The organism is Streptomyces sp. NPDC012827, from assembly GCF_042900905.1.
GTDB classification, from domain to species: domain Bacteria; phylum Actinomycetota; class Actinomycetes; order Streptomycetales; family Streptomycetaceae; genus Streptomyces; species Streptomyces gulbargensis.
Map to the genome: position 1 here is coordinate 1 of NZ_JBIBBY010000019.1, position 25723 is coordinate 25723.

The window sequence follows — 25723 nt, forward strand, 5'->3', positions numbered from 1 at the left end:
TCGAAGAAGGCCAGGAAGTCAACGAAGGCGACCTCGTCGTCGTCCTCGAAGCCATGAAAATGGAACAACCCCTCAACGCCCACAAGTCCGGCACCGTGATCGGCCTCTCGGCCGAGGTCGGCGCCTCGGTCTCCTCGGGCGCGGTCCTCTGCGACATCAAGGGCTGACATCCGGCGGCCGGTGTTCGGGGAGGACCCCGAGCACCGGCCGCCGCGGCCTGCGAAGGAACCCCGGCATCCCTTCGATGACGCCTGCCGACATGTCGCTGGACGACATGTATCGGCATCCTAGGATGCCGATATAGGCATCGTAGGATGCCGATACTTTTCGCGTTTCCGCAGGTCAGAAGCTTCGGGTGGCTGCGCCCTCTGTATGTGTAAAAGGAACAGCAACCACGGAGGCCGTCCGCCGGACCGGGGTCGTCGCCTCCGGCCGTCACCACCGCTCCCGAGCGCGGGGGCCGGGCGCCGGTCGATGAGCAGGGTGGCTGATGCCGCACGGGGCGGAGGTGACCTCCTCACCGCCGTCGTCCGTCTGCCGCGCCGTCGTGGCCGGCTTTCGGTGGCTGAGGCCCAGGCACGCGGGCAAGGGAAGGGGCCGGGGTTCTCGCGCGGGCGCGGCCCGGTCGCCGCGAAGGGGTGAACCGTCACACCGCCGTCGCCCGGCAACACACGGGCTGCCGGGCGACGGGCCTCGGGCCCACGCCGAACGACGGCGCCAAGCCGACAGGCCGACAGGCGGTGCGGGACCGACAGGCGCGGACGGCCACCACGTACAGACCGGCGCGCGGCCCGGAGCCGGGACGGGCCCCGCGCTCAGAGGTCCCAGACCCCGCGCGCGACCGCGTCCTTCACGAAGTCGTCGAAGTCGCGCGGCTCGCGCCCGAGCACCCGGCGCACGTCGTCCGTCGGCTCCGCGTTCTTGCTGTCCCGGATCTGCGCGGCCAGGTCGGCGAGGAACAGGGCGTAGTCGGCGGCCACGTCGTAGCAGAGCAGCTCGTCCACGTACTCCTGGTGCGTCACCGGGTGGTACCGCACGTCCCGGCCCGTCGCGTGCGCGATGGTGTCGATGACCTGGCCGAAGGTGAGCGCGCGCGGCCCGCTGAGCTCGTACGTCCGCCCGGCGTGGCCGTCCTCCAGGAGCGCGGCCGCCGCCACCGCGGCGACGTCGTCGGCGTCCACGAAGGGCTCGAGGCCGTCCCCGGCGGGCAGCGGCAGCTCACCGGCGAGCACGCAGTCGAGGAACACGCCCTCGTCGAAGTTCTGGAAGAACCAGTTGGGGCGCAGCACGGTCCACTCCGCCCCGCACTCCCGCACGCCGCGCTCCCCGGCGATCAGCGACTTCCCACCGACCTGCTCGGTCACCCGGGCCTGCAGCAGCACCATGCGGCGTACGCCCCGGTCGACGGCGAGCCCGGCGAAGGCCCGGATGCTGGCCTCGGCGTCCCACTGCCCGGGCCGGTCCTGCGCGTCCACGAGGTAGACGGCGTCGGCACCGTCGAGCGCGGGCTCCCAGGTGTTGGGGTCGTCCCAGTCGAAGCGGACCGGCCCGCGGCGGCTGGCGGCCCGTACCCGGGCGCCGTGGTCCTTGAGGAGCGGGACCAGTCGGCGGCCGGTCTTGCCCGTCCCGCCGAGGACGAGGACGGTCGTGTCGGAGTGGTCGTCCGGGTCCTTCACCACGTACGGGGCGGCCGTGACCGCACGCGTGGTGCCGGAGGTGCCGATGGTGCCGGAGGTGTGGGTCATGGTGGTGGTCATCGCGACGGAGAGCCTTCCTGTGGGAACCGGTTGCGGAGGGAGTGCGCCCGCGGCGGTCACAGGAACGGGGTGTCGGGAGCGAGACCGAGGATCGCCCGGCCGTGCACTTCCTGGTTGGTGGTGAAGGTGAACAGCGCGTGCAGCGACAACCCGCGGATGTCGCGGTGGAAGCGCTGCAGCGGCTCGTCGCTGAGGATCACCGAGGCCCCGGCCGCCTCGAACAGGCCGTCGACGGCCTCCTTGGCGAGCTGGATGGCGTAGGCGGCCCGGCCGCGCGCGGCGGCCCGCTCGGCCACGTCCGGCTGGGTTCCGGCGTCGGCGTGCTCCTGGAGCCGGCGCAGCCAGCGCTCCTGGAGCGCCTCGGCGGCCTCGATCCGGTTGGCGGCGACGGCCACCTGCACCTGGGTGAGCGGCGACAGGCTCTGGTCGGTCCACGAGGTGTACGTGATGCCCCGCCCCGGCAGCCGCTCCAGGAACCGCTCGTACGCGCCCTTGGCCATGCCGATGTACGCGGCGGCGCCCTGCGCCATGAAGAAGGGGACGAAGGGGTACTCGCCGCCCGCGAGGACGTCGGTGAGCGGCACCACCCGGTGCGCGGGGACGCTCACGCCGGCGGCGGTCACGGTGGAGCTTCCGGTTCCGGCGCCCGCGGAGGCGTACCAGTCGTCCGCGACGGTGAGCGCGGAGAGCGGGACGAGCGCGGCGTACGGCGCGGGGGTGCCGTCCGGGCCGGCGAGGAGCGCGGCGAGCAGCGCCCAGTCCGCCCCCTGGGAGCCGGAGATCCACTTCCAGGAACCGTCGAGGGTGTAGCCCCCGGGCCCGCCGTCACCGCCGTGGGCGGTGAGGGTGCCGGAGGGGGTGAATCCGGTGGAGACCCGTACGGAGCCGCCGGCGTACACCTCCTCCTGGGCCTGTTCGGGGAAGAGGCTCGGCACCCAGGCACTGGAGACCCAGATCATGGAGACCCAGCCGGTGGCCGAGTCGCCCCGGGCTATCTGGTTCAGGACCGCGGCCTGGTCGGCCACCGGCGCCCCGAGGCCGCCGAAGCGGCGCGGGACGGCGAGCCGGAAGACACCGGCCTTGTCGAGAAGTTCGATGTTCTCGTCCGGGATCCAGCGGCGCTGTTCCGCTTCCGTTCCGCTCTCCCGGAGCGTCGGGACCAGGGCCGTCACCTCGTCGAGCACCGCGGTGACACCGCTGTCAGTCCTGGTCATCCTGCCTCCTCAGCAGTCGTTTCCCGTATGAGACTCGCTGCGGTGCCTCAGCTACGAGAATTCCGCTCCCAAGGCAGCGGCGAGTGCTCCGCATCCTCCCTGACACAGGGTCATATGGGAGTCATCCGGAACTCTGCGGCATATGGCGAGATTCCGGTGGACGGAGGATGAGGAGGAGGAGACCCGGAGGTGATGGGGTGCGGTTATGGGAGGGGGTCAGGGCATTGCCCCGGCCGACCGGGGCTTGGAGGCCGGGGCAATGCGGAACCGGAACCCGCAGCCATCATGCGGCAAGCCGATGAGCTGGGGGAAGAACGCACTTCTTGGTCAGTAACCCACCCCTGGGGAAGTGATCCGGGCGCAGCCCGGTGGGGGAAGCCGGCTGCCGGACGTCCGAGTGGGCGGCGCGGTGAGGAGGACCGCGCCACGGGTCCGGCGGGACCGGATGCCCGCGGCATCATCGCACCCGCGCTTCGCGTACGTCGCGCACCTCACGGGCCTCGGCGGCGAACTCGTCGCCGACCGGTTCCGCCGCCAGGTCGGCGAGTTCGAGCGTGTCCACCGCGTAGGCCGCCGACACCAGCGTCATGTGGTGGTGCCAGCCGGGGAAGGACCGGCCGGTGAAGTCGCTCATACCGTAGTCCTCGCCGATCGCGGCGAGCGCCGCCCCGGAGGTGGACTTGAGCCGCAGCAGGGCGAGGAAGTCGCTCGACGCGCCGTCCAGCATGTTGGTCAGCCACACCCGGCGGGGCCTGTCCCGCGCCGGAGACCACTCGGCGAGCAGCCGGAAGCGTCCGGCGCGCGTGCCGTCGGGCAGGTCGAGCCAGGACGGGGAGTTCAGGGTCACGAGCGGCCCGCGCACCGGCGGCTTCAGGACGGGGGCGCGCCGCTGCTCCTCGGCGCCGAGGGACAGCAGGAAGCCGGCGCCGCGCGCCATGAGCCCGGCGGCGGCGCGCGCGGTGTCGCCGGTGCCGCGCAGGTCGAGGATGACGGGCGCGCCCCGGCCGCGCCGCGGCTCGGGCAGGCCGTCGAGGAGGTCGAGCGCCAGCTCCTCCAGGGGGCGGCGGCGCACCCCCTCGGGGATGCGGGCGCGGCGCCGGTGCGTCTCGTCCTCGCCCCAGGCCCGGTTGAGGTACAACCGCCAGTCGACGGGCAGGCTGCGGTCCCGCTCGGTGAGGAACATGCCGAGCGCGATCTGACAGTTGACGGAGCCGCCGGTGGGGGTGGGGCGCCGGTGGACGCCCACGATCTGCTCGCCGTACTTGGGTATGAGGGCGAGTTCCAGGACGGTGGCGCGCGGGTTCATCCACTCGCCGGCCAGGCGGGTCAGCGCCCGGCGCGGCGGCCGCCAGTCCCACGGGCTCTGGTTGACGAACTGCTGGAGGGCCTGGAGGTCGGTGGTGGAGGACGCCATGGCCCGCACGGTCTTGCGGCCGGGCGAGGTGAGCAGGGCCCGCAGGTAGGCCTTGGCGCAGCGCCGCTGGTCGGAGCGGGGCAGGGTGCCGAACACGGCGTTCACGAACCAGGCCGGGACCGGTTCGATCCCCGCGCCCGTCTCGGTGTCCGCTCCCGGCGGGGTGTCCGTCCCGGGGCGTTCCCTGGTGAGCTGCTGCACCATCTCCGCTCCTCGTCGCTCGCCCTGTCGGAGGCCACCCTGCCGACCGGCTCTTGAATTTCGCGTGGAGCGCGCGTGCCTCGCGCTCCGACCAGCGCGAACCGCCTCGGCGCCGCGCGGGTACGCCCCGGACGGCCCGGGCACCCGTGCCCAGGGCCCGCCCGGGGCCGGAGCCGCCGCGGAAACCGCCGCGGAAGCCGCCGCGGAAGCCGCCGCGGACACCCGCCCGAAGTCCCCACCCGGCCCCCGGAGTCCCGCCGCCGCCCGCCGACGTCCGTCCGCATCCCCTCCCGACCCCCGACGCCCCGTCAACTCCCGCCCCGCACACCGCCGCTGTGTCCCACCCGGTACCGTGCCTGCCCATGCTCGCGATACGGTTCGACCGCTTCGGCGGCCCCGAGGTCCTCACACCCGTCGACGTCCCCGCCCCGGTGCCCGGCCCGGGCGAGGCCCTGATCACGGTGGAGGCCGCCGGGGTCAACTTCGCCGACACCTTCCAGGTGGACGGCTCGTACCTGGACGCCGGCCTGCTCCCCCACATCCCCGGCGGTGAGGTCGTCGGCCGGACCGAGGACGGCCGCCGGGTCCTCGCCAAGGTCACCCACGGCTACGCGCAGCAGGTCGTCGCCCGGGAGTCCGCCCTGGTCGACGTCCCCGAGGAGCTGGACGCGCCCCGGGCGCTCGCGCTGCTGACGCAGGGCCTGACGGCCTGGCACCTGCTGCGTTCCGCGGCCCGGCTGGAGGCCGGCGAGAGCGTGGTGGTGCACTCGGCCGCGGGAGGCGTGGGCAGTCTCGCGGTGCAGCTGGCCCGGGAGTTCGGTGCCGGTCTCGTCCTGGCGCAGGCCTCGACGCCCGAGAAGGAGCGGCTGGCCCTGGAGCTGGGCGCCGACGGCCCGGCCCGCTACCCGCTGGACCGCCGGGTGGACGTGATCCTGGACGCCGCGGGCGGCGACCTCTTCGACCGGGCGCTCGGCTCCCTCGCCGACTTCGGCCGCCTCGTCACGTACGGCAACGCCTCCCGTACGGCCTTCTCCGCGCTCGACCCGGCCCGGCTCGGCCGCCTCAACGCCTCCGTCGTCGGGTTCTGGCTGCGCCCCACCCTGGCCCGGCCGGGAGCGCTGCACGAGCCGCTCAAGGAGCTGTTCGACCTGACCCTGCGGGGGCGGCTGCGGCCGGTGGCGGGCCCCGAGTACCCCCTGACCGAGGCCCGCCGCGCCCACACGGACCTGCTGGAACGCCGTACGACGGGCAAGGTCGTCCTGCGCCCCTGAACCCGCCCGGCCGCGCCGGACCGGAGCCACCGAACCGGTCCGCCTACCCCGCCCTCACCCCGAAAAACGAACCGACCACGCGGAATGTGACACTTTCACGGCCTGTCCTTTGGTCCCCCGCCGAAACCGCGTGAAGCTCTGGCCATGAGACGGCGCGGGGGCAGGTCATCTCATGCCCTGACTGCCCCTGCCCCCGGGCCGCCTCGACCGTGACGACTCCGGTGCTCCGACGCGCCGGCGGAACCGAGGGGCGGGGAGGGGACACGTCGTGCCGGAAGGGAACGGACCCTGGTCCGCGGGGCCCGGCATCTGCTCGTTCGCGGCGCTCGGCGACAGCTTCACCGAGGGGGTGGGCGACGAGACGCCCGAGGGCGGTGTCGTCGGCTGGGCCGACCGGCTCGCCACGCGCCTGGCCCGGCACTGCCCGGCCCCGGAGTTCCGCTACGCCAACCTCGCCGTCCGCGGGCGGCTGATCGACGAGATCATCGAGGAGCAGGTGCCGCGCGTCCGCGAGTTCGCCCCGGACCTGGTGACCTTCTGCGCGGGCGGCAACGACATGCTGCACCCGGGCAGTTCCCCCGACGCCATCGCCGCGCGCTTCGAGGCGGCCGTCACCGAGCTCACCGCGGCCGCCGGCACGGTCCTCGTCTTCACGGGCTTCGACCCGCGCGACACCCCGGTGCTGCGTCGGCTGCGCGGGAAGATCGCCATCTACACGGCCCACATCCGCGCCATCGCCGACCGGCACGGCTGCGCGGTGGTCGACCTGTGGTCGCTGCGGGCCATCCAGCACCCGCGTGCCTGGAGCGAGGACCGGCTGCACCTGTCCCCGGACGGGCACGAGCAGGTCGCCCGGCGGGTCGCCGACGTCCTCGGTCTGCCCGAAACGCCGCCGCCCGCCGACCCGTGGGCACCGGAGCACCGCCCGTGGCCGGCCGAGCAGCTCCAGGACCTGCAGTGGGCCCGCGAGCACTTCCTCCCGTGGATCGTCCGCCGCCTGACCGGCCAGTCGGCCGGGGACGGCATGGGACCCAAGCGCCCGGACCTCTCCCCGCTGTGACGCGCCACCGCGTCGTACGGGCGGAGACGGAAGAGACGGAAGAGAGAAAGGCATCCCGTGGCTGCTGACGCCGCACACCGACTGGCCGCCCTCGCCGCGCAGGCGCTGGGCACCCCGCTGCCGCTGCGGCTCCGCGCCTGGGACGGCAGCGAGAGCGGACCGCACGACACCCCCGTCCTCGTCGTCCGCCGCCGCCGCGCCCTGCACCGGCTCTTGTGGCAGCCGGGCGAACTGGGCCTGGCCCGGGCGTGGGTGGCCGGGGAGATCGACGTCGAGGGCGACCTGTACGAGGCCCTGGACCGGCTCACCGCCGTCGTCCCGCCCGACGCCCACGAGCTGGGGCGCCGGATGCTGCGCGACGGCACGGCCCTGCGCCTCGCCGGGTCGCTGCTGCGGCTCGCGGGCCCGGGCGTCCCGCCGCCTCCCCCGCCGGAGGAGTCCGTCCGCCGCCGGGGCGGGGCGCACACCAGGCGCCGCGACCGGGCCGCCGTCAGCCACCACTACGACGTGGGCAACGACTTCTACGCCCGCGTGCTCGGCCCGTCGATGGTGTACTCGTGCGCCTACTGGGAGCGGCCCGCCGGCACCCTGGAGGACGCCCAGACCGCCAAGCTCGACCTCGTCTGCCGCAAGCTCGCACTGCGCCCCGGCGACCGGCTCCTCGACATCGGCTGCGGCTGGGGCTCGATGGTCCTGCACGCCGCCGAGCACTACGGGGTGCGGGCCACCGGCGTCACCCTCTCCGTCGAGCAGGCCGACCTCGCCCGCAAGCGGGTGGCCGAGGCGGGCCTGACCGACCGGATCGACATCCGCGTCCAGGACTACCGGGACGTCACCGACGGCCCGTACGACGCGATCTCCTCCATCGGCATGGCCGAACACGTGGGCCAGGTCCGCTACCAGGAGTACGCGGAGCGGGCCTACCGGCTGCTCAGGCCGGGCGGCCGGTTCCTCAACCACCAGATCGCCCGCCGGCCCCTGGAGGACGAGGCGGGCTACCGGGTGGACGCCTTCATCGACCGGTACGTGTTCCCCGACGGCGAGCTGTCCCCCGTCGGTGCGACCGTCTCCTCCCTGGAGCGGGCCGGGTTCGAGGTCCGTGACCTGGAGGCGCTGCGCGAGCACTACGCCCTCACCCTGCGGGCCTGGGTACGGAACCTGGAGGAGCACTTCGCCGAGGCGGAGCGGCTCACCTCCCGGGGGCGGGCCCGGATCTGGCGCCTCTACATGGCGGCGTCCGCCCTCGCCTTCGAACGCAACCGCATCGGCGTCAACCAGGTGCTGGCCGTCCGCACGGAGGACGACGGCACCTCGTCCATGCCACTCGTACGGGGTACCTGGAACTGACCTCCCCGATCGACGCCCTGACTGCTCCGACCGGCCACAGGAGTGCCGGACGGGGCCGCCGGGTGGACCCGATCCATCCCCCCTTCCGTCGGGTTCACCCGGTCCTTCGCGACCGGCGGTACCACCGTTTCAGCAGGGGCTCACGGGATTCCGTCCCGGCCTCCGCTAACCTACTCGAAGCATATTTTGGCTTTGAGTCGCTTCGGTCGCTGAGAGGAACTCCGCATGACCCCTGACCTGGGGAAATCAACAAGCGACTCAAGATGCCCGGCCTCGACCGAGCGAGTCGCCGACCGGATCGCCGACCGCCCCGGCAGCCCCCTGGACATCGCCGTGTGGTGCGCTCGACAGGGATGGCCCGTGCATCCTCTCGCACCCCGCCGCAAGACACCCAGTGCGAACTGCCGTGATTGTCAGGTCCGCCCCCACTCCCACCACAACTGCCCCTGCATCCCCGCCGGCCGCTGGTGCCACGGCTTCCACGCCGCCACCACCGACCTCACCCGCATCGCGTCCTGGTGGGGGCAGCAGCCCGGCTTCGGCGTCGGCGTGGCCTGCGGCGGCGCCGGCCTGGTGGTGATCGACGTGGACGCCCACGAAGCCCTCCCGCCGCAGCGCGAACGGCTGTTGCCCGGCATCCCCATCCCCCCGTCGGTCTCCCTCAAGGGCCTGCGGCACGGCTTCCACAGCCTCGCCCTGCTGGCCGCCCTGCGCGGACAGCCCGACCCGTGCGAGGACACCACCACCCTGCGCGTACGCACCCCTTCCGGCGGCATGCACATCTGGTACACGGCCGAACCCGGACAGGCCTGGCAGTGCTCGGCCGGATCCAGCCCCTCACGCGCCCTCGCCTGGCAGGTCGACGTCCGGGCCCACGGCGGCTACATCATCGCGCCCGGCACCACCACCGACGCCGGTACGTACACGGCCGTCGGCCCGGCCCGCCTCCCCGCGCCCCTGCCCTCCTGGCTGGCCCTCGAACTGGCCCGCACCGGGCACCTGCCCGCGCCCCCCGCCCAGCGCAACGGCTCCCCGGTCCCGCACCGCGCCCGCGCCGCCGTCCTGGCGGCGGGCGGCGGCCGCGCCGCCGCGGGCCGTACCCTCGCCACCGTCCTGGCCGCCGTCTCCGCCTGCGCCACCGTCCCCGAGGGCGCCGCCTTCAGCGACAAACTCAACCGCGCCGCCTACACCGCGGGCGGGCTCGTCAGCGCCGGGCACCTCAGCGCCTCCGACGCGGAGTCCGCGCTGCTCGCCGCCGCCCTCCACGCACGCCCCACGCAAGAACGCCGTGCCTTGCAGATCATCCGCAGCGGAATGAGCGCCGGCCGCCAGCGTCCCCTGATGCCGGGAGCCCTTTCGTGACCCGAGTACCCGACCACGACGGGCTGTTCGACCCGGAGGAGGTGGCTCGGCAGATCCTGCTCTCGTCCCCGCCCGCCGTCCCCGCGCAGAGCCAGCCCCCCGCCCCCGTACCCCCGCACGCCACCGAACACGGCCTGCTGCCCGACACCCTCAGCGACCGGGGCAACGCGAAACTCTTCGTCACCCTGTACGGCCGCGACTTCCGGCACGTCCCCGGCATCGGCTGGTACCGATGGTCCGGCTACCGCTGGGCACTCGACGAGGACGACAACGTCATGTGGGCCGCCGGCGAGATGGCCGAGTCGCTGGCCGAGACCGACCCCCGCGGCCGGTACACGCCCTCCGAACTCCGCCGCCACCAGCGCCGGGCCCTGTCCACCTCCGGCATGAAGGCCATGCTGCTCCAGGCGAAGTCCGCCCCCGGCATGGTCCTCAACGCCGCGCGCCTGGACGCCGACCCGTACGCCCTGTGCACCCCGAACGGGGTCGTCGACCTCGCCACCGGCCAGCTGTCCGCGCCCGACCCGGAGAAGCACTTCCACTCCCGGGCCACGAGCGTCTCGGCCCGCGCGATGTCCACCCCGCGCTGGAACCGGTTCCTCACCGACACGTTCGGCGACGACGAGGAGGGCCGCCAGCTCATCGACTTCCTCCACGAGCTGCTCGGCTACTCCATCACCGGCGACGTCGGCGCCCAGATCATGCCGTTCCTCTACGGCCAGGGAAAGAACGGCAAGAGCGTCCTGCTGGACGTCATGGTCAAGCTCCTCGGGGACTACGCCGACGCCGCTCCCCCGGGCTTCCTGATGGCCCGCCCGTTCGAGGGCCACCCCACCGACCTGGCGGAGCTCCACGGCCGCCGCATCATCGTCTGCTCCGAGCTCAAGCCGGGCGACCGCTTCGACGAGGCCCGCGTGAAGCTGCTCACCGGCGGCGACCGCATCAAGGCCCGCCGGATGCGCCAGGACTTCTTCAGTTTCACCCCGACCCACAAGCTGTGGCTGCTGGGCAACCACCGCCCCGAGGTCGGCACCGGAGGCTACGCGTTCTGGCGCCGGATGAAGCTGATCCCGTTCGAGCGGGTCGTCGCCGCCGACCGGCAGATCGACAACCTCGCCGACGTCCTGGTGACCGAGGAGGGCCCCGGCATCCTCCACTGGCTGATCGCCGGCGCCCGCCGCTACCTCAGCGGCCCGCGCGACCTCACCGGCCCCCAGCAGGTCCGTACCGCCACCTCCGCCTACGCCGAGACCGAGGACCACACCGGCCGGTTCCTGGGCGAGTGCTGCACACTGGATCCCGCCATGCGCGCGGAGCAGAGCCAGCTGTACAACAGCTACACCGGGTGGTGCCGACTGGAAGGAGCCAATCCCGTCTCGTCCCGTGCCTTCGCGGCCCGGGTCCGTGAAACCATCGGCATCAGCACGCCCAAGCAGATGATCCTGTCGAATCAGCGGAAGTTCTACCCGGGCATCGGACTCAACGCCGAAATGGGAGAGACGGTATGAGCGCGCTCATCGAGCCCGAGCAGCTCAGCTCCGAGACGGAACTCGTGTGGCTGGAGGACATCGAGCCCCTCGACTACGTCCGGCAGACCCTGGACAGGCTCCCCACGCGCCGTGGGAAGCCTGCCTACCACCGCGCGGGACGCATGGTCGGCTACGCCGTCCTCGGCCCCAAGGCCCGCTCCTCGCGCGCCTCCGGCACCTTCATGCGCCGCGTCTTCTGGCTGCTCCCCCACGACCGGGACGGCCAGCCGAGCGGCCTGTACGCCTCCGGAGCCCCCTCCGAGGCCATCGACCCGCGCACCGTCGCCCCCGGCATCAAGGGGTACAAGACCCAGCGGTCGGAGGGCGGTCCCGAGTCCGCCGCCATGCGCGAACTCGGCATGACCCTGCCCGAGGCCTGACCCGGCCGGCCCCTCCCGCGCAGCGACTCAGCCGCTCCCAAAAGGAGCGGCTGAGTCGCTTTCTCGGTCGCTGCCCGTCCCTCTTCTCAGCGACTGTTCGGTCGCTGCTCCGCACCGTTCCGCTTCGGTCGCTGGCCCCTGAGACCCGTCAGGACCCCCAGCGACTGAAGAATCCTGCCCTCCAGCGACTCTGCGCACCCTTCAGTCGCTCTGATGAAACCGCAGGTCAGAGCGTTTTTCTCACCGCTGGAGCGACCCAAGCGACTCAAGCTCGGACTTTATAAGGACATTCGCGCGCGCGTGTGCGTGTCATAGATAGGAGGCTTCAGTCGCTTCAGTCGCTTTTTGGTCTTTCAAACCCTTCCCGACCTGCACTTTCACCTCAGCGACCGAACAGCGACCCAAAATCCTTCAGTCGCTCCCTCTTCAGTCGCTGGGTCGTCCTTCGGTCGCTCGGTCGCTGCCACGGGAGGAACCGGAGGCGTGCCAGGGTACGCCTCCACCGGAAGGCCTCCCGTACGGACCAGGGCCACGGTCCGTCTCACCCCCGCTCGCGCAGGTACGCCTCAGCTCCGCCGCCCCCGCTGGGAACGCCCGCCCCCGAACCGACAGCCGGCCGCACCCCCAGACGCCTCGCCGACACCCCTGCGTGGACGTCCTCGACCCCGACTCCACCGGCCCCGTCCCAGCCCCTCACAGGGCCCGTGGAAGCTGGGAGACCGCCCAGTGCGGCCCCGCCCCGCCCGCAGGGTTCCCAGGTCCTCCAGAAGCTGCGGGTGGCTCTCGTCGAGCAGCCGGAACGCCTCGTCCTCCGGGCCCTCGTGCACGGCCCGCAAGACCGCCGCCGTGGCGTTCCGCCTGACGGTCGACCCCTAGGTCACCGTCGGCACCGGCACTCTCGACACCGTCATGGAGCAGGGATTCAGCCCCGGCCGGGGCGCCTCCGAGGCCCACCGCCACCTCGTCCGCTGGATGCGCGCCCACAACGAGAACCGGCCCCACACGTCCGCTTCGACGGCTCCCTGGAGATCACCGGTACGAACTCCCCGCCGCGCGCGGGATCGTCGACCCGCCGCCTGGCCGCGGCCCTCTCTCCCCCGGGTCTCGCCCTGGTTCGGCTACGCCCCGCTCGACCCGGCCCGTCTCGGGGGTCTGGACGCCCTCGTGTTCGTCAAGGACCTCCCGGCGAGCCGGCCGGGCCGCGACGCGGAGGAGTCCCTCCCCCGAGACCGGGGAAGGGACTCCTCCGCACACGTCACGGCAGCTGCCGCAGCCGCCGTGACGTCTCCTCCAGGATGGTGGCCAGCCGCAGCCGCCCGGCCTCGGGCAGCCCGCGCGCGAGGTCCGCGACCAGGGCCTCCGTGCTGCCGGTCAGCTCGATGTACCGGTGGATGAACCGGCTCCGCTGGCCGTCGCCCAGCCCCGCGATCGCCTGTTCCATGACGGCGGCCCCGTCACTCCACGGCGCCACCGGCCCCACTCCCACCGCCCGCTCGGACGCGGCGGCCGCACGGGGCTCGGGCAGTTCGGCCCCGCCGACGGGGTTATCACGGCGTGATAGGTCCGCCGCTTCCCGCGCCGGGACGTCGCGCCGTGACGGGCCGTCCCCGGCCCCGGTGTCGCCGCCGTCCTCCGCCTGCGCGTTATCACGGCGTGATAGGTCGGCCCCCACCGTGCTCCAGGGCCGGGGGTTATCACGGCGTGATAGCTCCGCCCCCGCCGTGCTCCCCGGCCCGGGGTTATCACGGCGTGATAGGTCGCCGTTCTCGGTGTCTGCCCCGGCACCCCCGCCGCCCGGGGCATCATCCCCTGCCAGGTCCGCGCCCGCCGTCCTCGTCCCGGGCGCCGGGTTATCACGCCGTGATACCCCCCGCCCCTCCGCCGCCCGCCGCTGCCGCTCCTCCGCGCGGGCGTCCGCCTTCTCCCGCTGCTGCTCCGGCGCCAGCTTCGCCAGGTTCCGTACGTCCTCCAGCCGTCGGCGCCCCGCCAGCAGATCGGCCTGCAGTTCCGGGTCGAGATCGAGGATCGACAGTTTGGACGAGATGGTCGACTGCCCGATCCCGAGCCGCTTGGCCGCCTTGTTCTGCGAGCCGTAGAACTCCACGAGCTTCTGCAGCGCGTACGCCTGCTCCAGCGGGTTCATGTCGTCCCGGTGGACGTTGGCGACGAACGCCGCCTCCAGCAGGGACTCGTCCGTCGCGACGAGCGCGTTGTTCACGCTCACCCGGATCGTGGGCTCCCCCGCGAGCCGCGCGGCCTCCAGCCGCCGGTGCCCGTCGACGACGATGTACCGGGCGCCTTCGTCCACCTCACCGGCCCGCTCCGGCCGCTCCGACAGGTACGCGTCGACGGTGGCCACGGTGATGGAGTTGACGAGCCCGATCTCACGGATGCTCTCGGCCAGCCCCTCCAGGTCCCGCAGTTCCTCCCGGGGGTTGTCCGGGTTCTGGCTGATGGCCCCGAGAGGCAGTTCGGTCGGCTCGGGCACCCCCGCCGTGGGCGCACCCGTGGCGGCACCGATCGCGGCCCGCCGGGCACTGATGGGGCGGGCCTGCGCGAAGGAGGCCCCCGCCCCCAGGTTCTTGGCTTTGCTCACTTGCTGATCTCCCGGGCGAGAGCGCGGAGGGCGACGGACTGCTCGCAGCGCGGCGCGTACGCGAGCAGCGGCCGCTTGGCGCGTACGGCTTCCTTCTGCTCCTTCAGGTCACCGATGACGCCGACCACGCGCGGGTCCTTGATGTCCATCCAGGACTGCAGGGAGGACGTCGCGATGTACCCGCGCCGCGCGTCGTAGTGGTTGACGACGAGCCCGAGGTAGTCGATGTCGAGGGCGAGATCCCCCCGCATGTCCTCGATCTGGGACGTGAGCAGGCCGTAGGCGTCGGCGCTGCTGTCCTCCGCCTGCACCACGATGAGGACGCCGGAGTTGCCCGCCACCTCGTTCGTCCGCCGCCGCCCGTAGTACGAGGCGGCGTCCATGCTCAGCCCGAGGCTCGGGGGGCAGTCGATGAGGATCACGTCGTAGTCGCTCTCGACGGCCCGCAGTGCCCGCTCCAGGGCGGCCTCCCTGGCCCGTACGGAAGCGAGCCGTACGTCCAGGAGGAAGGCGTCGGTGCACGCCGGCAGCAGGTGCAGCCGCCCGCCGAACCGGTCCTCGTCCACCGTGACGACGAGCTCCCGGAGATCCCCCTTGCCCTCACCGGCCATGTGGTTGGTGAGGGAGTCCCCATTCATGGGCAGCGGCTCCTGCCCCAGCTGCTTGGTGAGGTGCCCCTGCGGATCGAAGTCGACCAGCAGGACCCGCTGCCCGAGCCCCGGCAGGTCCTCCAGCGCGAGCGGATCGGTCCGCTCCTCCCCCGCGTCCAGGAGCGCGGCGAAGTACTTGGAGACACGTACGGGCACGAGAGCCGCCGGATCCTCGGCGAGGGCCTCCCCGAGACCGGCCGTGATGGCCGTCTTGCCGACCCCGCCCTTCTGGTTGCACACGACGATGCGCCGTACGATCGCCGGCCGCTTCACCTCGGGAACCGGGTTGTCGGCCAGCCACAGCGTGACCGCCTGGGCGATGCCCTGGGTGAGCGAGATCCCCCGCTCCTTGCAGTCGGCGCGGAAGCCGTCCCACAAACCGCTGGGAAGGAAGGTGGAGTAGCTTTCCGCGTCCCCCGTGTCGACGGAGGGCAGAGCGGCCCCGAGCCCGCGCCAGGCGGTGATCCCCGCCTCGACCGCGTCCTGCATGCCGAGCCCGTGGAGAGCGGCCCGGACCTTGAGGTCCTGCCGGAGAGTGCTGGTGAGCTTGGTGACGACCTTCTCCCGGTCGCCGCCCGTGTCAGGTGACGTCATGAGCGTCACCTTACTAACGTTGGAGATCAAGTTCAGCCCGCGACACGTTAGTAAGGTAACCAACTCCTCAGGGGTTATCACGCCGTGATAACCCCTCACCCCCGTGGAGACCTATCACGGCGTGATAACCCCTGCCGGGACCCACCGCTCCGCCGGCCCCCCCTCCCATCCCCCTTCACTCCCAGGAAGTACGCCACCTATCACGGCGTGATGACCCGAGCGCCCGAGCCCCCCGGGCGGGGTCATCACGCCGTGATAGGCCACCCTCGCCTCCACGGCAGCTCCCCGCGAGCACGGGCCGCCCGCCGGACCTATCACGCCGTGATAACCCCCGTCGTCGGCTCCCAGGGGGCGGAGCCGGGGTCGACTTATCACGCCGTGATAACCCCGGCCGCCACGCGGTGCACCTATCACGCCGTGATAACTCCCGCCCGGGAGAGGCCGAGCTGCCCCCGGGCGGCGCCCCCCGATGGCACGGCACCGGGTGGGCCACCCCCCGCGAGCCGTGACAGTCCCACCCCTTCAGCCCGACAGGGCCTCCAGGACCACCACGTCGTACCGCTCCCGTACAGCGGCAGGACGATCCACCGGCTCCGCCGCCGCGTCCTGGCCCAGCCGCTCCAGTCCCTCCAGGAACTCCCCGTCCGACAGCTGCGTGAACTTCGACTGAGGCCGCGCCACCATCCGCGCGTGATAGGCCCGCAGACTCCCCGTCACCGGCTGCGCGAACGACAGGACGCTCCGCACCCCGAAGCCCGCGCCCGTGAAGTCCCCCACCACCTCGGCCTCCGACGGGAACCGGCCCTCGTCCAGCTCCCGCAACCCCGGCCAGTAGTCGTAGACCAGCGCGTCCAGACGCTCCCGGAACGTCGTCCGCACCACCACCACACCACCCGGCCGCAGCACCCGCGCCAGCTCGCGCGCCGCCCCCGTCCGGTCCGGCAGGTGATGGATCACCCGCGAGAGCAACGCCAGATCGAAGACCCCGTCCCGCACCGGTACGGCGTCGGCGACACCCGCCACGTACCGCACCGCCGGGGGCGCGCCGAACCGCCGCGCCTCCTCCAGCATCGGCAACGACGCGTCCACCCCCAGCACCACCGCCGGCTCCAGGAGCCGCGCCATCGCGGTACAGAACATGCCCGTCCCCGACCCCACCTCGATGATCCGGGGCGACGGACCACCCGCGAAGGACCCGATCAACCGCACCCACGCGGCCAGGGACTCCTCCGGCATCGCGTTGCCACTCCGATACGCCCCGGCCAGCCGCACGTCGTCGTACACCCTCGCCATGACCTGCCCCTTCCCGCACTATGCTGGAACCACCGATACCAGCGGAAAGGGATGCGGGGTGCCGGAAAGAAACAACGAGTTCGGCAAGTTCGGTGCCCGCGGCACCAAGGGCCACGAGTTCGTCGCCCGCCAGCTCGACGACCTCGCCGGTTTCATCGCCACCCCCATCCACCAGCGCCGCGGACTCCTCGCGCGTCTTCACTACCTCACCCGCACCGACCACGCCCGCCAGGCCGCGCGTGAGGCCGGCCTCACGGTCACCGACCGCACCCTCAAGGCCTGGCTGGACGGCCGCCGCAGCCCCTCCCGGAAGAACCTCGAACGCATCGAGACGGCCTACCGCACGGTCCGCCGGCAGAACGTCGCCCGCTACCTGCTCGCCCGCCTCAACCGCCGGGGCCGGGGCACCCGCGTCGAGTTCCACCCCCTCAACCAGTCCCAGGTGCCCCGGCCGCATCAGCGGTTCGTCGAGTTCCGCACCCTCAACGTCCGCCGCTGGGACCGCATCGTCAGCGCCTGGACCGCCGGCGACGACGCCCGACTGGACGACGTCTGGGTCAACGACGCCGTCATCGACCTGGGCTCCGAGTGGGGCCAGTACGAGTACGTCTCCAACATCGGCTTCGCCGCCTGACGGAAACCGCCCGGCGCACCCCCGGCGGAGTGTTCCTCCCCCGCCCGGCGGAGACGAATACACCGCTGCGCCGACGCCCCGCCCCCGGATCCGGTGGGACCGTCGGGCCATGACCGGTGCCCCAGCAACCCCTACCCGTCCGCGCCGGGCCCGCGCCGCCACGGCATGGGCCCTGACCTACACCGCCTTCGGCCTGACCTGCGCGCTGAGCGGAACACCCCTCTTCCACCTGGGTGACACCCCCGGGCCCCCCGCCCTCACCTGGGCGACCGTCGCCCTCGGCACCCTGTCCGCCGCGACCGGGGCCGCGACGACCCGATACGGTCCCCGCCCCGCCCTGCGAGGCCTGCTGTGGACCGCCTGCGCGCTCGCGACGCTCGCCGCCTTCGGCCTGCTGATGGACCTCATCACCCTCGCCTTCGGCCAAGGCGTCGACCACGCCCCCACCGCCCTCCAGCACGCTCTGGCGGCCGCCGGCGCCGTCCTCCTCGCCGCCACCGCCCGCCCCTGTCCCAGTCCCTCCCCCGCGCGTCACGCCCACCGCCGCCGCGCCCATGTGGCCGCCTGGACCGGCACGCTCGCCTTCCTCCCGTACGTCGCGATGAAGCTCACCTGGACCGCCGGCGGCACCTTCGCGGGCCTCACCGGCGACGAGATGCTCGCGGCCTCCCGCCGCAACGGCGCATCCGACTTCTGGCTCACCCTGGAATCCTGGGGCCTCGACGCCACGGTCCTCCTCGCTGCGCTGGGCACCCTCCTCCTGTGGAGCCTGGTCCGGCCCTGGGGCCGGACCTTCCCCCGCTGGACCCCCTGGCTCCGCCACCGCCCCGTCCCCCGCTGGCTCCCCTTGACCCCCGCCGTCCTCGGCGCCGCCACCCTCGTCCCGTACGGCCTGCTCGGCCTCGGCTACGCGGCCCTGTCCGCCCTGGGCGCCGTCCCGATCCGACGGGGCGACTTCCCCACCCCCGCCGATGCCCTCCTCGTCACCTGGATCGGCATGCTCGCCTTCGCCGGCTACGGCCTCGCCCTCGCCACCGCGGCCCACTCCTACTGGCGCCGCACCGCCCGCCGCCCCACCGACGCCGACGGCCTGACCTGACCCCGGAAAAACGAAGGCCCCGCCGCGGGGCCGGAAAGTCTCCGTCACCGTGCGGCGGGGCAGGAAGGGGCCTCTCAGGCCTCTGTGCCGGGCTGGTCGTCCACGGGGGCCACCTCGGCCAGCCGTTGCCTCAGAGCCCCGTTCTCCGCCTCCAGGTGGGCAATGCGCTTACGGGCGAAGTACAGCTCCATCACGGCGTCCTGGAACTCCGCCACCAGCTGCTCAGGAGTCAGTTCCACGGGGACCTCACGCCTCCGCGATCGTGGTGACGGTCCCGGACGACCCGCGCCACTTCAGGGCCCCGCCCTCGGCGAACAGGACACCACCGTTCGCCGGATCACCGGTCGGCACGGCAGCGGCGTTGCGAATCCCGATCACTCCGTCGCCACCCCCGTACGACTCCGCCCCCGCGCCACCGAACTGGGCGTTGTGCGCGGCCAGGGCACCGCTGTTGAGGATCCTCAGCTTCGCCACGCCCGCCCGGTCACGGAACTCCGCGATGCGACTCTCCGACACCGAGTTCGCCTGCATCAGCAGACCGATGAGGGAATCCCGCTGGGCGATCTCCACCCGGCCCCGCGGAGTGGCGCCGATCGGGATGCCGACACCGACCTGCCCCCCGCCCTTCACCACGAAATCGTCCACCCCGTTGTTCCGCAGCGTGATCAGATTGCCCTTCGTGGGCCCCGTGGTGTGCGTGACGAAGATGCCCTGCGCTGCCGTCCCCCCGGCCCCGTCCACCGCTCCCGTCGTCTCCAGATAGACCGACACGGCGGCCGCTCCCCCGTCGGAGCCGTCCGCGTAACCACGGTGGGAGATCTTGAGGGTCCCGCGCGCCTTCTCCGTCCCCGACAGGTACATGGCCGAGTCGTGGGGATTGTCGGAGACGACGTTCAGCGCGACACCGTTCCCGGCCACACCGTCCTGGTACGCGACCAGCGCGTGCAGCTTCGTGGTCGTCGCCGTCGATGTCGTACGGAAGGTCGACGTCGCTCCGCCGGCGGTCCGGAAGCTCTGCGCCTGCACCGCCCCGTCGAAGACGACATCCCCCTCCGCCGACGCGCCCTCCTCGGCCGCCACCGCCGGCCCGGCCCCCGCGACCACGGACACGGCCCCCGCCGTGAACGCCCCGAGGAACAGCCTTCGCGTACCGTCCACGTCTCTTCTCCCTCCCCTGACCGGATCGGCACGGCGCCACCGGCCCGGCCACGCTAGCGCCCGCCCGCCGCTTCCCCGGAGGCACCCCGGGCCGTCACGGTCCCTCCCCGGCCCCCGGAGGGAAGGGACTGAACTCCCCGAGGAGGACAGTCCCTTCAGTCCCTGGTCGTTTTCCCAGGTCAGAGCGGTTCTCCCCCCTCTGGAAGGGACTGAAGGGACTCAACTTCCCTATTATGACGTAAAGTCACGTAGTTTCTCGTACGCGCGTGCGCATGAAGACAAAGACGCTCTGGTGCGCTGATAATAGAGAAGTTGAGTCCCTTCAGTCCCTGTCCTGCCAGGTATCGGGCCTTTGACCTGCGAAAACGTGGCAGGGACTGAAAGTCCCTCCGTCCCTCCCCCAGCCCCTGGTTCCGTCCCTCCAGCCGTTCCGTCCCTCCCGGCAGCCCCGGGCGCAGGGACCTGCGGGCCCGCCCGTCCGGTCCCTGCCTCCCCGGAACAGGGACCGAGCCCCCCGGCGACCCCAAGCCCGCCCCCCGGAGCAAGGGACCCAAGGGACCGAGGAACCGATGCCCCTCCACGGAGTGCGTGGCTCGGCCACCCCCGAGGAAGATCCGTTCTACACTTCGGGATCAGAGTCCCTTCAGTCCCTCCGGTCCCTGGAGGGCAGCCCGGAAGGGACCGGCGTCGACAACCGTGAGGAACAGGGACAGCAGCGTGCGGAGCCTCGAACTTCCCCGGCCTGCCCGGGCGTCCGGCCACCCCACCCCGCTCGCGGTCGCCCGCTGGTGCGCCGAACAGGGCTGGCCGGTCCACCCCCTGGCCCCCGGACGCAAAACACCGACCGCCAACTGCCCTGCCTGCCGGACCCGGACCCACACACCGCAGAACTGCCCCTGCATCCCCGCAGGACGGCCCTGCCACGGCTTCCACGCGGCCACCACCGACACCCGCCTGATCGACGCCTGGTGGAACGACACCCCCGCCGCAGGCATCGGGATCGCGTGCGGCCCGGCCGACCTGGTGGTCATCGACATCGACGCCCACCCCGCCCACGTCCCCGACCGCAGCCGTCTCCTCCCCGGCATCCCCATCCACGAGTCCGTCAACCTCGCAGGACTCGCCTCCGGCTTCGACACCCTCGCCCTCCTCGCCGCCTACCGAGGCCGCCCCAACCCCGCCGACGACACCGACACCCTGCGCGTCCGCACCCCGTCCGGCGGACTCCACGTCTGGTACCGCAACCCCACCCCCGCCACCAGATACCGCTGCTCGACAGGATCGAGCACGAAGACCGCCCTCGCCTGGCAGGTCGACGTACGCGCCGACGGCGGCTACATCGTCGCCCCCACCACCCGCACCACCGACGGACGGTACGAAGCCCACGGCCCCGCCCGACTCCCCGCACCGCTCCCCGCCTGGCTGCACGACGAACTCGCCCGCACCGGCCACCTCACCCAGCCGGCCCCCCACCCCACCCCGCCCCCCACGTCCCCGACCCGGAGCCCCCGCAGGAGAACGGCAGGAGCACGGCGCCTGCTCGACCCCCTCCTCAGCGACATCGCCCGGTGCGCGGCCGCGCCGGAAGGCATGTCCTTCACCGAAAAACTCAACCGCGCCGCCTACACCGCCGGAGGCCTCGCAGCGGCAGGACACCTCGACCACGCGACGATCCGCGCCGAACTCCAGCACACCGCGGACCAGGCCCGCCCCAGGACCTCCCGCCGCAGCACCCAGATCATCGACGACGCCCTGGCCGCCGGTGCCAGGCGACCGCTCCACCCCGAAGGACGCTCATGAGCAGGGCCGACGACACACCTCGCTTCGACGCCGACGCCGCTGCCCAGCAGATGCTCGCCCTCGACCAGGCCCCCACCACGGTGACGCTCCCCGCCCAGTCAGCCTCCCTTCCCCCCGGCCCCGACACCTCCGTGCTGCTGCCGCCGTCCCTCACCGACCGGGGCAACGCCCGCCTCTTCGTCCGCCTCTACCAGGACCGCTTCCGCCACGTCGAAGGCCTCGGCTGGCACTCCTGGGACGGCCACCGCTGGAAGCGCGTCGGAGGCGAGAAAGCCGCCCTCTGGGCCGCCGGCGAGATGGCCGAGGACATCGCCGACACCGACCCCAGAGGCATCTACAGCAACCGCGAACTCGCCCACCACAAGAAGCGCACCCTGTCGACCACCGGCATGAAAGCGCTCCTCACCCAGGCCAAGGCCTCACCCGACATGTCCGTCGACCCCAGCACCCTCGACGGCGACCCCTACGCCCTGTGCACCCCCGCCGGCATCGTCGACCTGCGCACCGGCCAGATCCACAAAGCCGACCCCGCACACGACTTCCACTCCCGCTCCACCACCGTCGCCCCCCTCCCCACGGAAGCCCCCCGCTGGCAGCGGTTCCTCACCGACACCTTCGGCGACGACGCCGAAGGCCGGGAAATGATCGACTTCCTCCACCTGCTGCTCGGCTACTCCATCACCGGCGACGTCGGCGCCCAGGTCCTGCCCTTCCTCCACGGAGAAGGGAAGAACGGCAAGAGCGTCCTGCTCGACACCATGATCCAGATCCTGGGGGACTACGCGGACGCGGCCCCGCCCGGCTTCCTCATGGACCGCGGCTCCTTCAGCGAGCACTCCACAGAACTCACCGAGCTCCACGGCCGCCGTCTGATCGTCTGCTCCGAACTCAAGCCGAACGACAAGTTCGACGAAGCCCGCGTCCGCCTCCTCACCGGCGGCGACAAGATCAAAGCCCGCCGCATGCGACAGGACTACTTCTCCTTCACCCCCACCCACCACCTCTGGCTCCTCGGGAACCACCGCCCCGAAGTCTCCACCGGCGGCTTCGCCTTCTGGCGCCGCATCCGCCTGATCCCCTTCACCCGCACCGTCACCGAAGACCGCCGCATCGACAACCTCGCCTCCGAACTCGTCCGCGACGAAGGCCCCGGCATCCTCCACTGGCTCATCCAGGGCGCCCGCCGCTACCTCGCCACCCGCGACCCCCTCGAAGGCCCCGACCGCGTCCGCCTGGCCACCAGCGCCTACGCCACCACCGAAGACCACATCGGCCGCTTCCTCACCGAATGCTGCACCCGCACCGGCGACCCCGGCGACCTCCGCGTCGAACAGGGCCTGCTCTACACCGAATACTGCTCCTGGTGCCTCAGCGGCGAAGGCGTACGCCCCGCCACCGCCCGCGTCTTCGCCACCCGCGTCCGGCAGGAAGTCGGCCTCGCCTCACCGGCCGACATGATCAAATCCAACGGCCGCAAGTACTACCCCGGCCTCGCCCTGCTCGCCGACAGCCCCTCCGGCACAGGCCCGCTTCACCGCACCGGCAGGCCGCCGTACGATGAGGAACCGGTGACTCCGCCGACACCCACCCCCCTCCCACACCGGGCCACCAGGCCCACCGAAACGACCGACGAAGGGCTGCAGACATGAGCTCGCTGTTGAGCGAAAGCGATCTCATCCACGAAGCAGACGTGGTGTGGCTGGAGGACACCGACCGGCTCGACTACGTCCGCCAAGCCCTCGACAAGACCAGGCGACGCAACAACCGCCCGCCCTACCTCCGCGACGGCCGCATGATCGGCTACGCACTCCTCGACAGCACCGCCAAATCCGACCCCGACAGCGGCCTGTACAAGCGGCGCGTCTTCTTCCTCCTCCCCCACGACCGCGACAGCGACCCCGACGGCGTGTACCGCGAAGGCGCCCCCGGCGAAGCCGTCGACCCCCGCACCATCGAAGCCCGACGCCCCGGAACCAAAACACTCCGCTCCCAGAAAGGCGCGGCCGCCCTCAGGGCATGAACAGCCCGGCGGGCCACGCCCAGGCCTGAGAGCGGAGGTTCAGTCGGCGTCGATGCCGCGAGCGGCGAAAACCTCCTCCGCCCCCGCGTCGAAGCACAGCTCCTCGACGCGACACAAGTACCACGGAGGTACGACACGGGCCCGTCGGCCTTGCGGGGCCCGAGGTCGGAGCGGCCGGCGAACCGTCGGCGTGCTCCGGAACGCATGGGTACCTGGTTCGCGGGCACACGGATGCCGGGGTGGTGGGACGGCTCCTGCTGCTGCCCCTCACGGTCTTCCCCCTGCCGTGAGGGACAGCAGCTGGGGCCGTCCCTCGCTCGGCGGAGGCGCGGTTCGAAACTTCGTTCGATAAACCCGCAGTCCGATGAGTTTGTGGCTCCCGGCCGGTCCTAGCTGGTGACATCCCAGGAAAGGACACGCCATGTCGGAGCTTCTGGTCGACTTCATCACCTCCCTCGACGGCTACGCATCGGGAGAGGGGTGGCCAGGGTTCTGGGGCCTCGAGGGCCCCGAGTACCTCGCCTGGCTCGGAGAGCAGCCCAAGGCCACCTACCTGATGGGAGCGAACACCTACCGCCTGATGTCGGGCTTCGCCGCAGGTGAGGTCCCGCAGGGACAAGACGAGTTCAAGCCCGAGGAAGAGGCCTCCGTCGACGAGCTCACACGAGCGCCCAAGGTGGTGTTCTCCTCCACACTCGAAGATCCCCTGACGTGGGCCAACTCCACGCTCGTTCGCGACGACGCCGTCGAGACGGTCCGCGCCATGAAGTCGAGTGGCTCGGGGCTCCTCACCACGATCGGGAGCCTCAGCCTCTCCCGTTCCCTGCTACGAGCCGGACTCGTCGACCGCTTCCGGGTCGTGATGTTCCCGGTGATCACCGGGGCCACGGGCGAAGAACGCATCTACGACGGCTATCCGGACGTCGCCCTCGAAATGATCGAACACCGCACCTTCGACGGCCGCATCCAGCTGGTCGAGTACAAGCCCCGCGTGCTCGACCACCCACCGCTCGGCAGCCCCTCATGAGGCCGCCCTGCCCACCGGCCTGGCAGCGGTCCAGGCCGGCCACGACGGGCGCGGAGCACGACACCATGAGGGTGGCCGACAGCGGCCCGACGGCGACCGACCCGGAGGTCGGCTTCAACGCCCCGGCCGACTGATCCGTACGGCTCCGGGGAGCGCGGACCCCGCCGTTCCCCCGGTCCTGAATGCCGTGGCAGGGAGGTGTGCTCTGGTCCGTCCGCAGGTCGGCCGGGGTGTCGGTGGGGCCGGAAAACAACGGATGGCGTTGCACTGGTCTTGTTGGGAGCCTGTGCCCCTGGCAGTCTTCCGGCGCGCGCTCTGCGGCGGCCGGGGCACGGTCCAGCCCCCGGTCGGCCCCCCGTTGACTCTGCTCGATGGACGAACCGACCAGGAGCCCTGCCATGCCACGTACGACCTTCCGCGTGCCCCGCACGCTGTTCGCCGCCACGGCGACGGCCGCCCTCACCCTCGGCACAGCCCTCATCACGGCGACCGTCCCCGCCGTCGCCGCCCAAGCCCCCAAAGCCGGGTCCACAGGGGCCACCTCAAGCTTCTGGGCCTGCTCCGTCCCGGCCGGTTACACGTACACCTCGTCCCGCAGTTCCTTCACCTGCTCGGGAGGCGGCAGCTATCCGACCACCGAGTTCTACGTCCAACCGCCCGCGGACGGTCTCTGGGCCTGCACCACGATGTCCGGCTACACCCACACCGGGGTCATGAGCAGCCACACGTGTTCCGGTGGCGGCAGCCATACGACCAACCAGTACCTGCTCCGCAAGCCCGTGACCGGTATGTGGGCCTGCTCCGTACCCTCCGGTTTCACGTATACGGCCACGCAGCAGAGCCACACCTGCTCCGGCAGCGCCGGCTACACCACCACCCAGTTCCTGCTGCGCGCCCTGTAGACACCGAGAACCCCGGGCCCGGACGCCCGCGCTGGCCCACGAACCGGGTCTCGGGCCAGGAGGGGCCTACCTGTTTCGTCTCGATGCGCTGTGGTCCGACGCACCGAGCCGGCCCCGCGCCCGCGACGACGAGCCCAGCGTCGAGGGGCTGTTGGGCCGCCCTCCCTGTCATCCCGCACCGAGAGGCTGTTGGGCCCGCCCCGTCATCCCGCACCGAAATTCGGACCCCTCGATCAGCAGCCAGCCGTATTTCTTGAATTCGCGGAGCGAATTCAAGAAGGGGATCGCGGAGCGATCCCCCGAAAGGGAAACTGCGGAGCAGGTTCCCGCAGGAATTGCGGAGCAATTCCCAACTCGGGCGCGGAGCGCCCGAGTTGACGACCCGTAGGGTCGTCGCGTCGCGTCTGCGGAGCAG

22 protein-coding genes are annotated in these 25723 nt (G+C 72.2%); 14 read left to right on the top strand and 8 right to left on the bottom strand.

Going from position 1 to position 25723, the window contains the following annotated elements; genetic code table 11:
• Nucleotides 1-167 (top strand): acetyl-CoA carboxylase biotin carboxyl carrier protein subunit (locus tag ACFY60_RS29385; RefSeq protein ID WP_388617691.1); only part of this gene is annotated, 167 nt, incomplete at its 5' end.
• A 648-nt stretch (nucleotides 168-815) separates the two neighbouring features.
• Here ACFY60_RS29385 and ACFY60_RS29390 read toward each other — a convergent pair.
• From ACFY60_RS29390 to ACFY60_RS29400, 3 genes are all read right to left on the bottom strand, one after another.
• A complete protein-coding gene (locus tag ACFY60_RS29390; RefSeq protein ID WP_387793360.1) occupies nucleotides 816-1757 on the bottom strand; it encodes an NAD(P)H-binding protein in 942 nt (313 codons plus the stop codon).
• A gap of 56 nt (nucleotides 1758-1813) precedes the next feature.
• Nucleotides 1814-2971 (bottom strand): acyl-CoA dehydrogenase family protein, encoded by a 1158-nt coding sequence (locus ACFY60_RS29395; RefSeq protein ID WP_387793359.1) that lies wholly within the window; start codon nucleotides 2969-2971, stop codon nucleotides 1814-1816.
• Between the two features lie 457 nt (nucleotides 2972-3428).
• Nucleotides 3429-4589, bottom strand: coding sequence for a transposase (locus tag ACFY60_RS29400; RefSeq protein WP_387793357.1), 1161 nt, complete (start codon nucleotides 4587-4589; stop codon nucleotides 3429-3431).
• A 359-nt stretch (nucleotides 4590-4948) separates the two neighbouring features.
• On the opposite strand from ACFY60_RS29400, the gene ACFY60_RS29405 reads away from it, so the two are divergent.
• The 6 genes from ACFY60_RS29405 (at nucleotide 4949) to ACFY60_RS29430 (ending at nucleotide 11535) form a co-directional block, all read left to right on the top strand.
• A complete protein-coding gene (locus ACFY60_RS29405) occupies nucleotides 4949-5857 on the top strand; it encodes a zinc-binding alcohol dehydrogenase family protein (protein WP_387793355.1) in 909 nt (302 codons plus the stop codon).
• 268 nt (nucleotides 5858-6125) lie between these two features.
• Nucleotides 6126-6917 (top strand): SGNH/GDSL hydrolase family protein, encoded by a 792-nt coding sequence (locus tag ACFY60_RS29410; RefSeq protein ID WP_387793354.1) that lies wholly within the window; start codon nucleotides 6126-6128, stop codon nucleotides 6915-6917.
• A gap of 57 nt (nucleotides 6918-6974) precedes the next feature.
• Nucleotides 6975-8264: a class I SAM-dependent methyltransferase gene (locus tag ACFY60_RS29415; protein WP_387793352.1), complete on the top strand. Its 1290-nt coding sequence runs from the start codon at nucleotides 6975-6977 to the stop codon at nucleotides 8262-8264.
• 225 nt (nucleotides 8265-8489) lie between these two features.
• A complete protein-coding gene (locus ACFY60_RS29420; RefSeq protein ID WP_388617685.1) occupies nucleotides 8490-9626 on the top strand; it encodes a bifunctional DNA primase/polymerase in 1137 nt (378 codons plus the stop codon).
• Nucleotides 9623-11134, top strand: coding sequence for a phage/plasmid primase, P4 family (locus ACFY60_RS29425; protein ID WP_309053550.1), 1512 nt, complete (start codon nucleotides 9623-9625; stop codon nucleotides 11132-11134). Before ACFY60_RS29420 ends, ACFY60_RS29425 begins: the two co-directional genes overlap by 4 nt.
• A complete protein-coding gene (locus tag ACFY60_RS29430) occupies nucleotides 11131-11535 on the top strand; it encodes a DUF6009 family protein (protein WP_387793349.1) in 405 nt (134 codons plus the stop codon). Before ACFY60_RS29425 ends, ACFY60_RS29430 begins: the two co-directional genes overlap by 4 nt.
• A 1255-nt stretch (nucleotides 11536-12790) precedes the next feature.
• Here ACFY60_RS29430 and ACFY60_RS29435 read toward each other — a convergent pair.
• From ACFY60_RS29435 to ACFY60_RS29445, 3 genes are all read right to left on the bottom strand, one after another.
• Nucleotides 12791-14131 carry a ParB/RepB/Spo0J family partition protein gene (locus ACFY60_RS29435; RefSeq protein ID WP_387793348.1) on the bottom strand — a complete coding sequence of 447 codons (1341 nt, stop codon included), beginning with the start codon at nucleotides 14129-14131 and terminating at the stop codon, nucleotides 12791-12793.
• On the bottom strand, nucleotides 14128-15375 hold the full coding sequence (locus ACFY60_RS29440; RefSeq protein ID WP_387793346.1) for a ParA family protein: 1248 nt from the start codon (nucleotides 15373-15375) through the stop codon (nucleotides 14128-14130). The genes ACFY60_RS29435 and ACFY60_RS29440 overlap by 4 nt, the downstream gene beginning before the upstream one ends.
• A 522-nt stretch (nucleotides 15376-15897) precedes the next feature.
• Entirely contained in the window at nucleotides 15898-16668 is a 771-nt protein-coding gene (locus ACFY60_RS29445) for a class I SAM-dependent methyltransferase (protein WP_387793344.1), read from the bottom strand.
• 58 nt (nucleotides 16669-16726) lie between these two features.
• On the opposite strand from ACFY60_RS29445, the gene ACFY60_RS29450 reads away from it, so the two are divergent.
• A complete protein-coding gene (locus ACFY60_RS29450; RefSeq protein WP_309053462.1) occupies nucleotides 16727-17302 on the top strand; it encodes a transcriptional regulator in 576 nt (191 codons plus the stop codon).
• A 109-nt stretch (nucleotides 17303-17411) separates the two neighbouring features.
• The gene (locus ACFY60_RS29455) at nucleotides 17412-18401 is read left to right on the top strand and encodes a hypothetical protein (RefSeq protein WP_387793342.1); all 990 of its coding nucleotides are present in this window, start codon (nucleotides 17412-17414) and stop codon (nucleotides 18399-18401) included.
• A gap of 74 nt (nucleotides 18402-18475) precedes the next feature.
• Here ACFY60_RS29455 and ACFY60_RS29460 read toward each other — a convergent pair whose 3' ends face one another.
• Entirely contained in the window at nucleotides 18476-18640 is a 165-nt protein-coding gene (locus ACFY60_RS29460; protein ID WP_387793341.1) for a hypothetical protein, read from the bottom strand.
• Between the two features lie 7 nt (nucleotides 18641-18647).
• On the bottom strand, nucleotides 18648-19559 hold the full coding sequence (locus tag ACFY60_RS29465; RefSeq protein WP_387793339.1) for a hyaluronoglucosaminidase: 912 nt from the start codon (nucleotides 19557-19559) through the stop codon (nucleotides 18648-18650).
• 717 nt (nucleotides 19560-20276) lie between these two features.
• On the opposite strand from ACFY60_RS29465, the gene ACFY60_RS29470 reads away from it, so the two are divergent.
• The 5 genes from ACFY60_RS29470 (at nucleotide 20277) to ACFY60_RS29490 (ending at nucleotide 25308) form a co-directional block, all read left to right on the top strand.
• Complete coding sequence (locus ACFY60_RS29470; protein ID WP_387793338.1) at nucleotides 20277-21359, top strand: bifunctional DNA primase/polymerase; 1083 nt, start codon at nucleotides 20277-20279, stop codon at nucleotides 21357-21359.
• Nucleotides 21356-23008 carry a phage/plasmid primase, P4 family gene (locus tag ACFY60_RS29475; protein WP_387793336.1) on the top strand — a complete coding sequence of 551 codons (1653 nt, stop codon included), beginning with the start codon at nucleotides 21356-21358 and terminating at the stop codon, nucleotides 23006-23008. The genes ACFY60_RS29470 and ACFY60_RS29475 overlap by 4 nt, the downstream gene beginning before the upstream one ends.
• Nucleotides 23005-23379 carry a DUF6009 family protein gene (locus ACFY60_RS29480; RefSeq protein WP_309052161.1) on the top strand — a complete coding sequence of 125 codons (375 nt, stop codon included), beginning with the start codon at nucleotides 23005-23007 and terminating at the stop codon, nucleotides 23377-23379. The genes ACFY60_RS29475 and ACFY60_RS29480 overlap by 4 nt, the downstream gene beginning before the upstream one ends.
• Before the next feature lie 421 nt (nucleotides 23380-23800).
• Nucleotides 23801-24406, top strand: a complete 606-nt coding sequence (locus tag ACFY60_RS29485) for a dihydrofolate reductase family protein (protein WP_387793334.1) — start codon at nucleotides 23801-23803, stop codon at nucleotides 24404-24406.
• A 398-nt stretch (nucleotides 24407-24804) separates the two neighbouring features.
• Nucleotides 24805-25308, top strand: a complete 504-nt coding sequence (locus ACFY60_RS29490; RefSeq protein WP_387793332.1) for a hypothetical protein — start codon at nucleotides 24805-24807, stop codon at nucleotides 25306-25308.
• Nucleotides 25309-25723: the final 415 nt, after the last annotated feature.

Excerpts from the sequence above, each read along its gene's own strand:
- ACFY60_RS29430 (WP_387793349.1), top strand. The coding sequence starts at position 11,131 with ATGAGCGCGCTCATCGAGCCCGAGCAGCTCAGCTCCGAGACGGAACTC.
- ACFY60_RS29395 (WP_387793359.1), bottom strand. The coding sequence starts at position 2,971 with ATGACCAGGACTGACAGCGGTGTCACCGCGGTGCTCGACGAGGTGACG.
- ACFY60_RS29390 (WP_387793360.1), bottom strand. The coding sequence starts at position 1,757 with ATGACCACCACCATGACCCACACCTCCGGCACCATCGGCACCTCCGGC.
- ACFY60_RS29440 (WP_387793346.1), bottom strand. The coding sequence starts at position 15,375 with ATGACGTCACCTGACACGGGCGGCGACCGGGAGAAGGTCGTCACCAAG.
- ACFY60_RS29475 (WP_387793336.1), top strand. The coding sequence starts at position 21,356 with ATGAGCAGGGCCGACGACACACCTCGCTTCGACGCCGACGCCGCTGCC.
- ACFY60_RS29480 (WP_309052161.1), top strand. The coding sequence starts at position 23,005 with ATGAGCTCGCTGTTGAGCGAAAGCGATCTCATCCACGAAGCAGACGTG.
- ACFY60_RS29490 (WP_387793332.1), top strand. The coding sequence starts at position 24,805 with ATGCCACGTACGACCTTCCGCGTGCCCCGCACGCTGTTCGCCGCCACG.
- ACFY60_RS29485 (WP_387793334.1), top strand. The coding sequence starts at position 23,801 with ATGTCGGAGCTTCTGGTCGACTTCATCACCTCCCTCGACGGCTACGCA.
- ACFY60_RS29400 (WP_387793357.1), bottom strand. The coding sequence starts at position 4,589 with ATGGTGCAGCAGCTCACCAGGGAACGCCCCGGGACGGACACCCCGCCG.
- ACFY60_RS29420 (WP_388617685.1), top strand. The coding sequence starts at position 8,490 with ATGACCCCTGACCTGGGGAAATCAACAAGCGACTCAAGATGCCCGGCC.
- ACFY60_RS29445 (WP_387793344.1), bottom strand. The coding sequence starts at position 16,668 with ATGGCGAGGGTGTACGACGACGTGCGGCTGGCCGGGGCGTATCGGAGT.
- ACFY60_RS29405 (WP_387793355.1), top strand. The coding sequence starts at position 4,949 with ATGCTCGCGATACGGTTCGACCGCTTCGGCGGCCCCGAGGTCCTCACA.
- ACFY60_RS29455 (WP_387793342.1), top strand. The coding sequence starts at position 17,412 with ATGACCGGTGCCCCAGCAACCCCTACCCGTCCGCGCCGGGCCCGCGCC.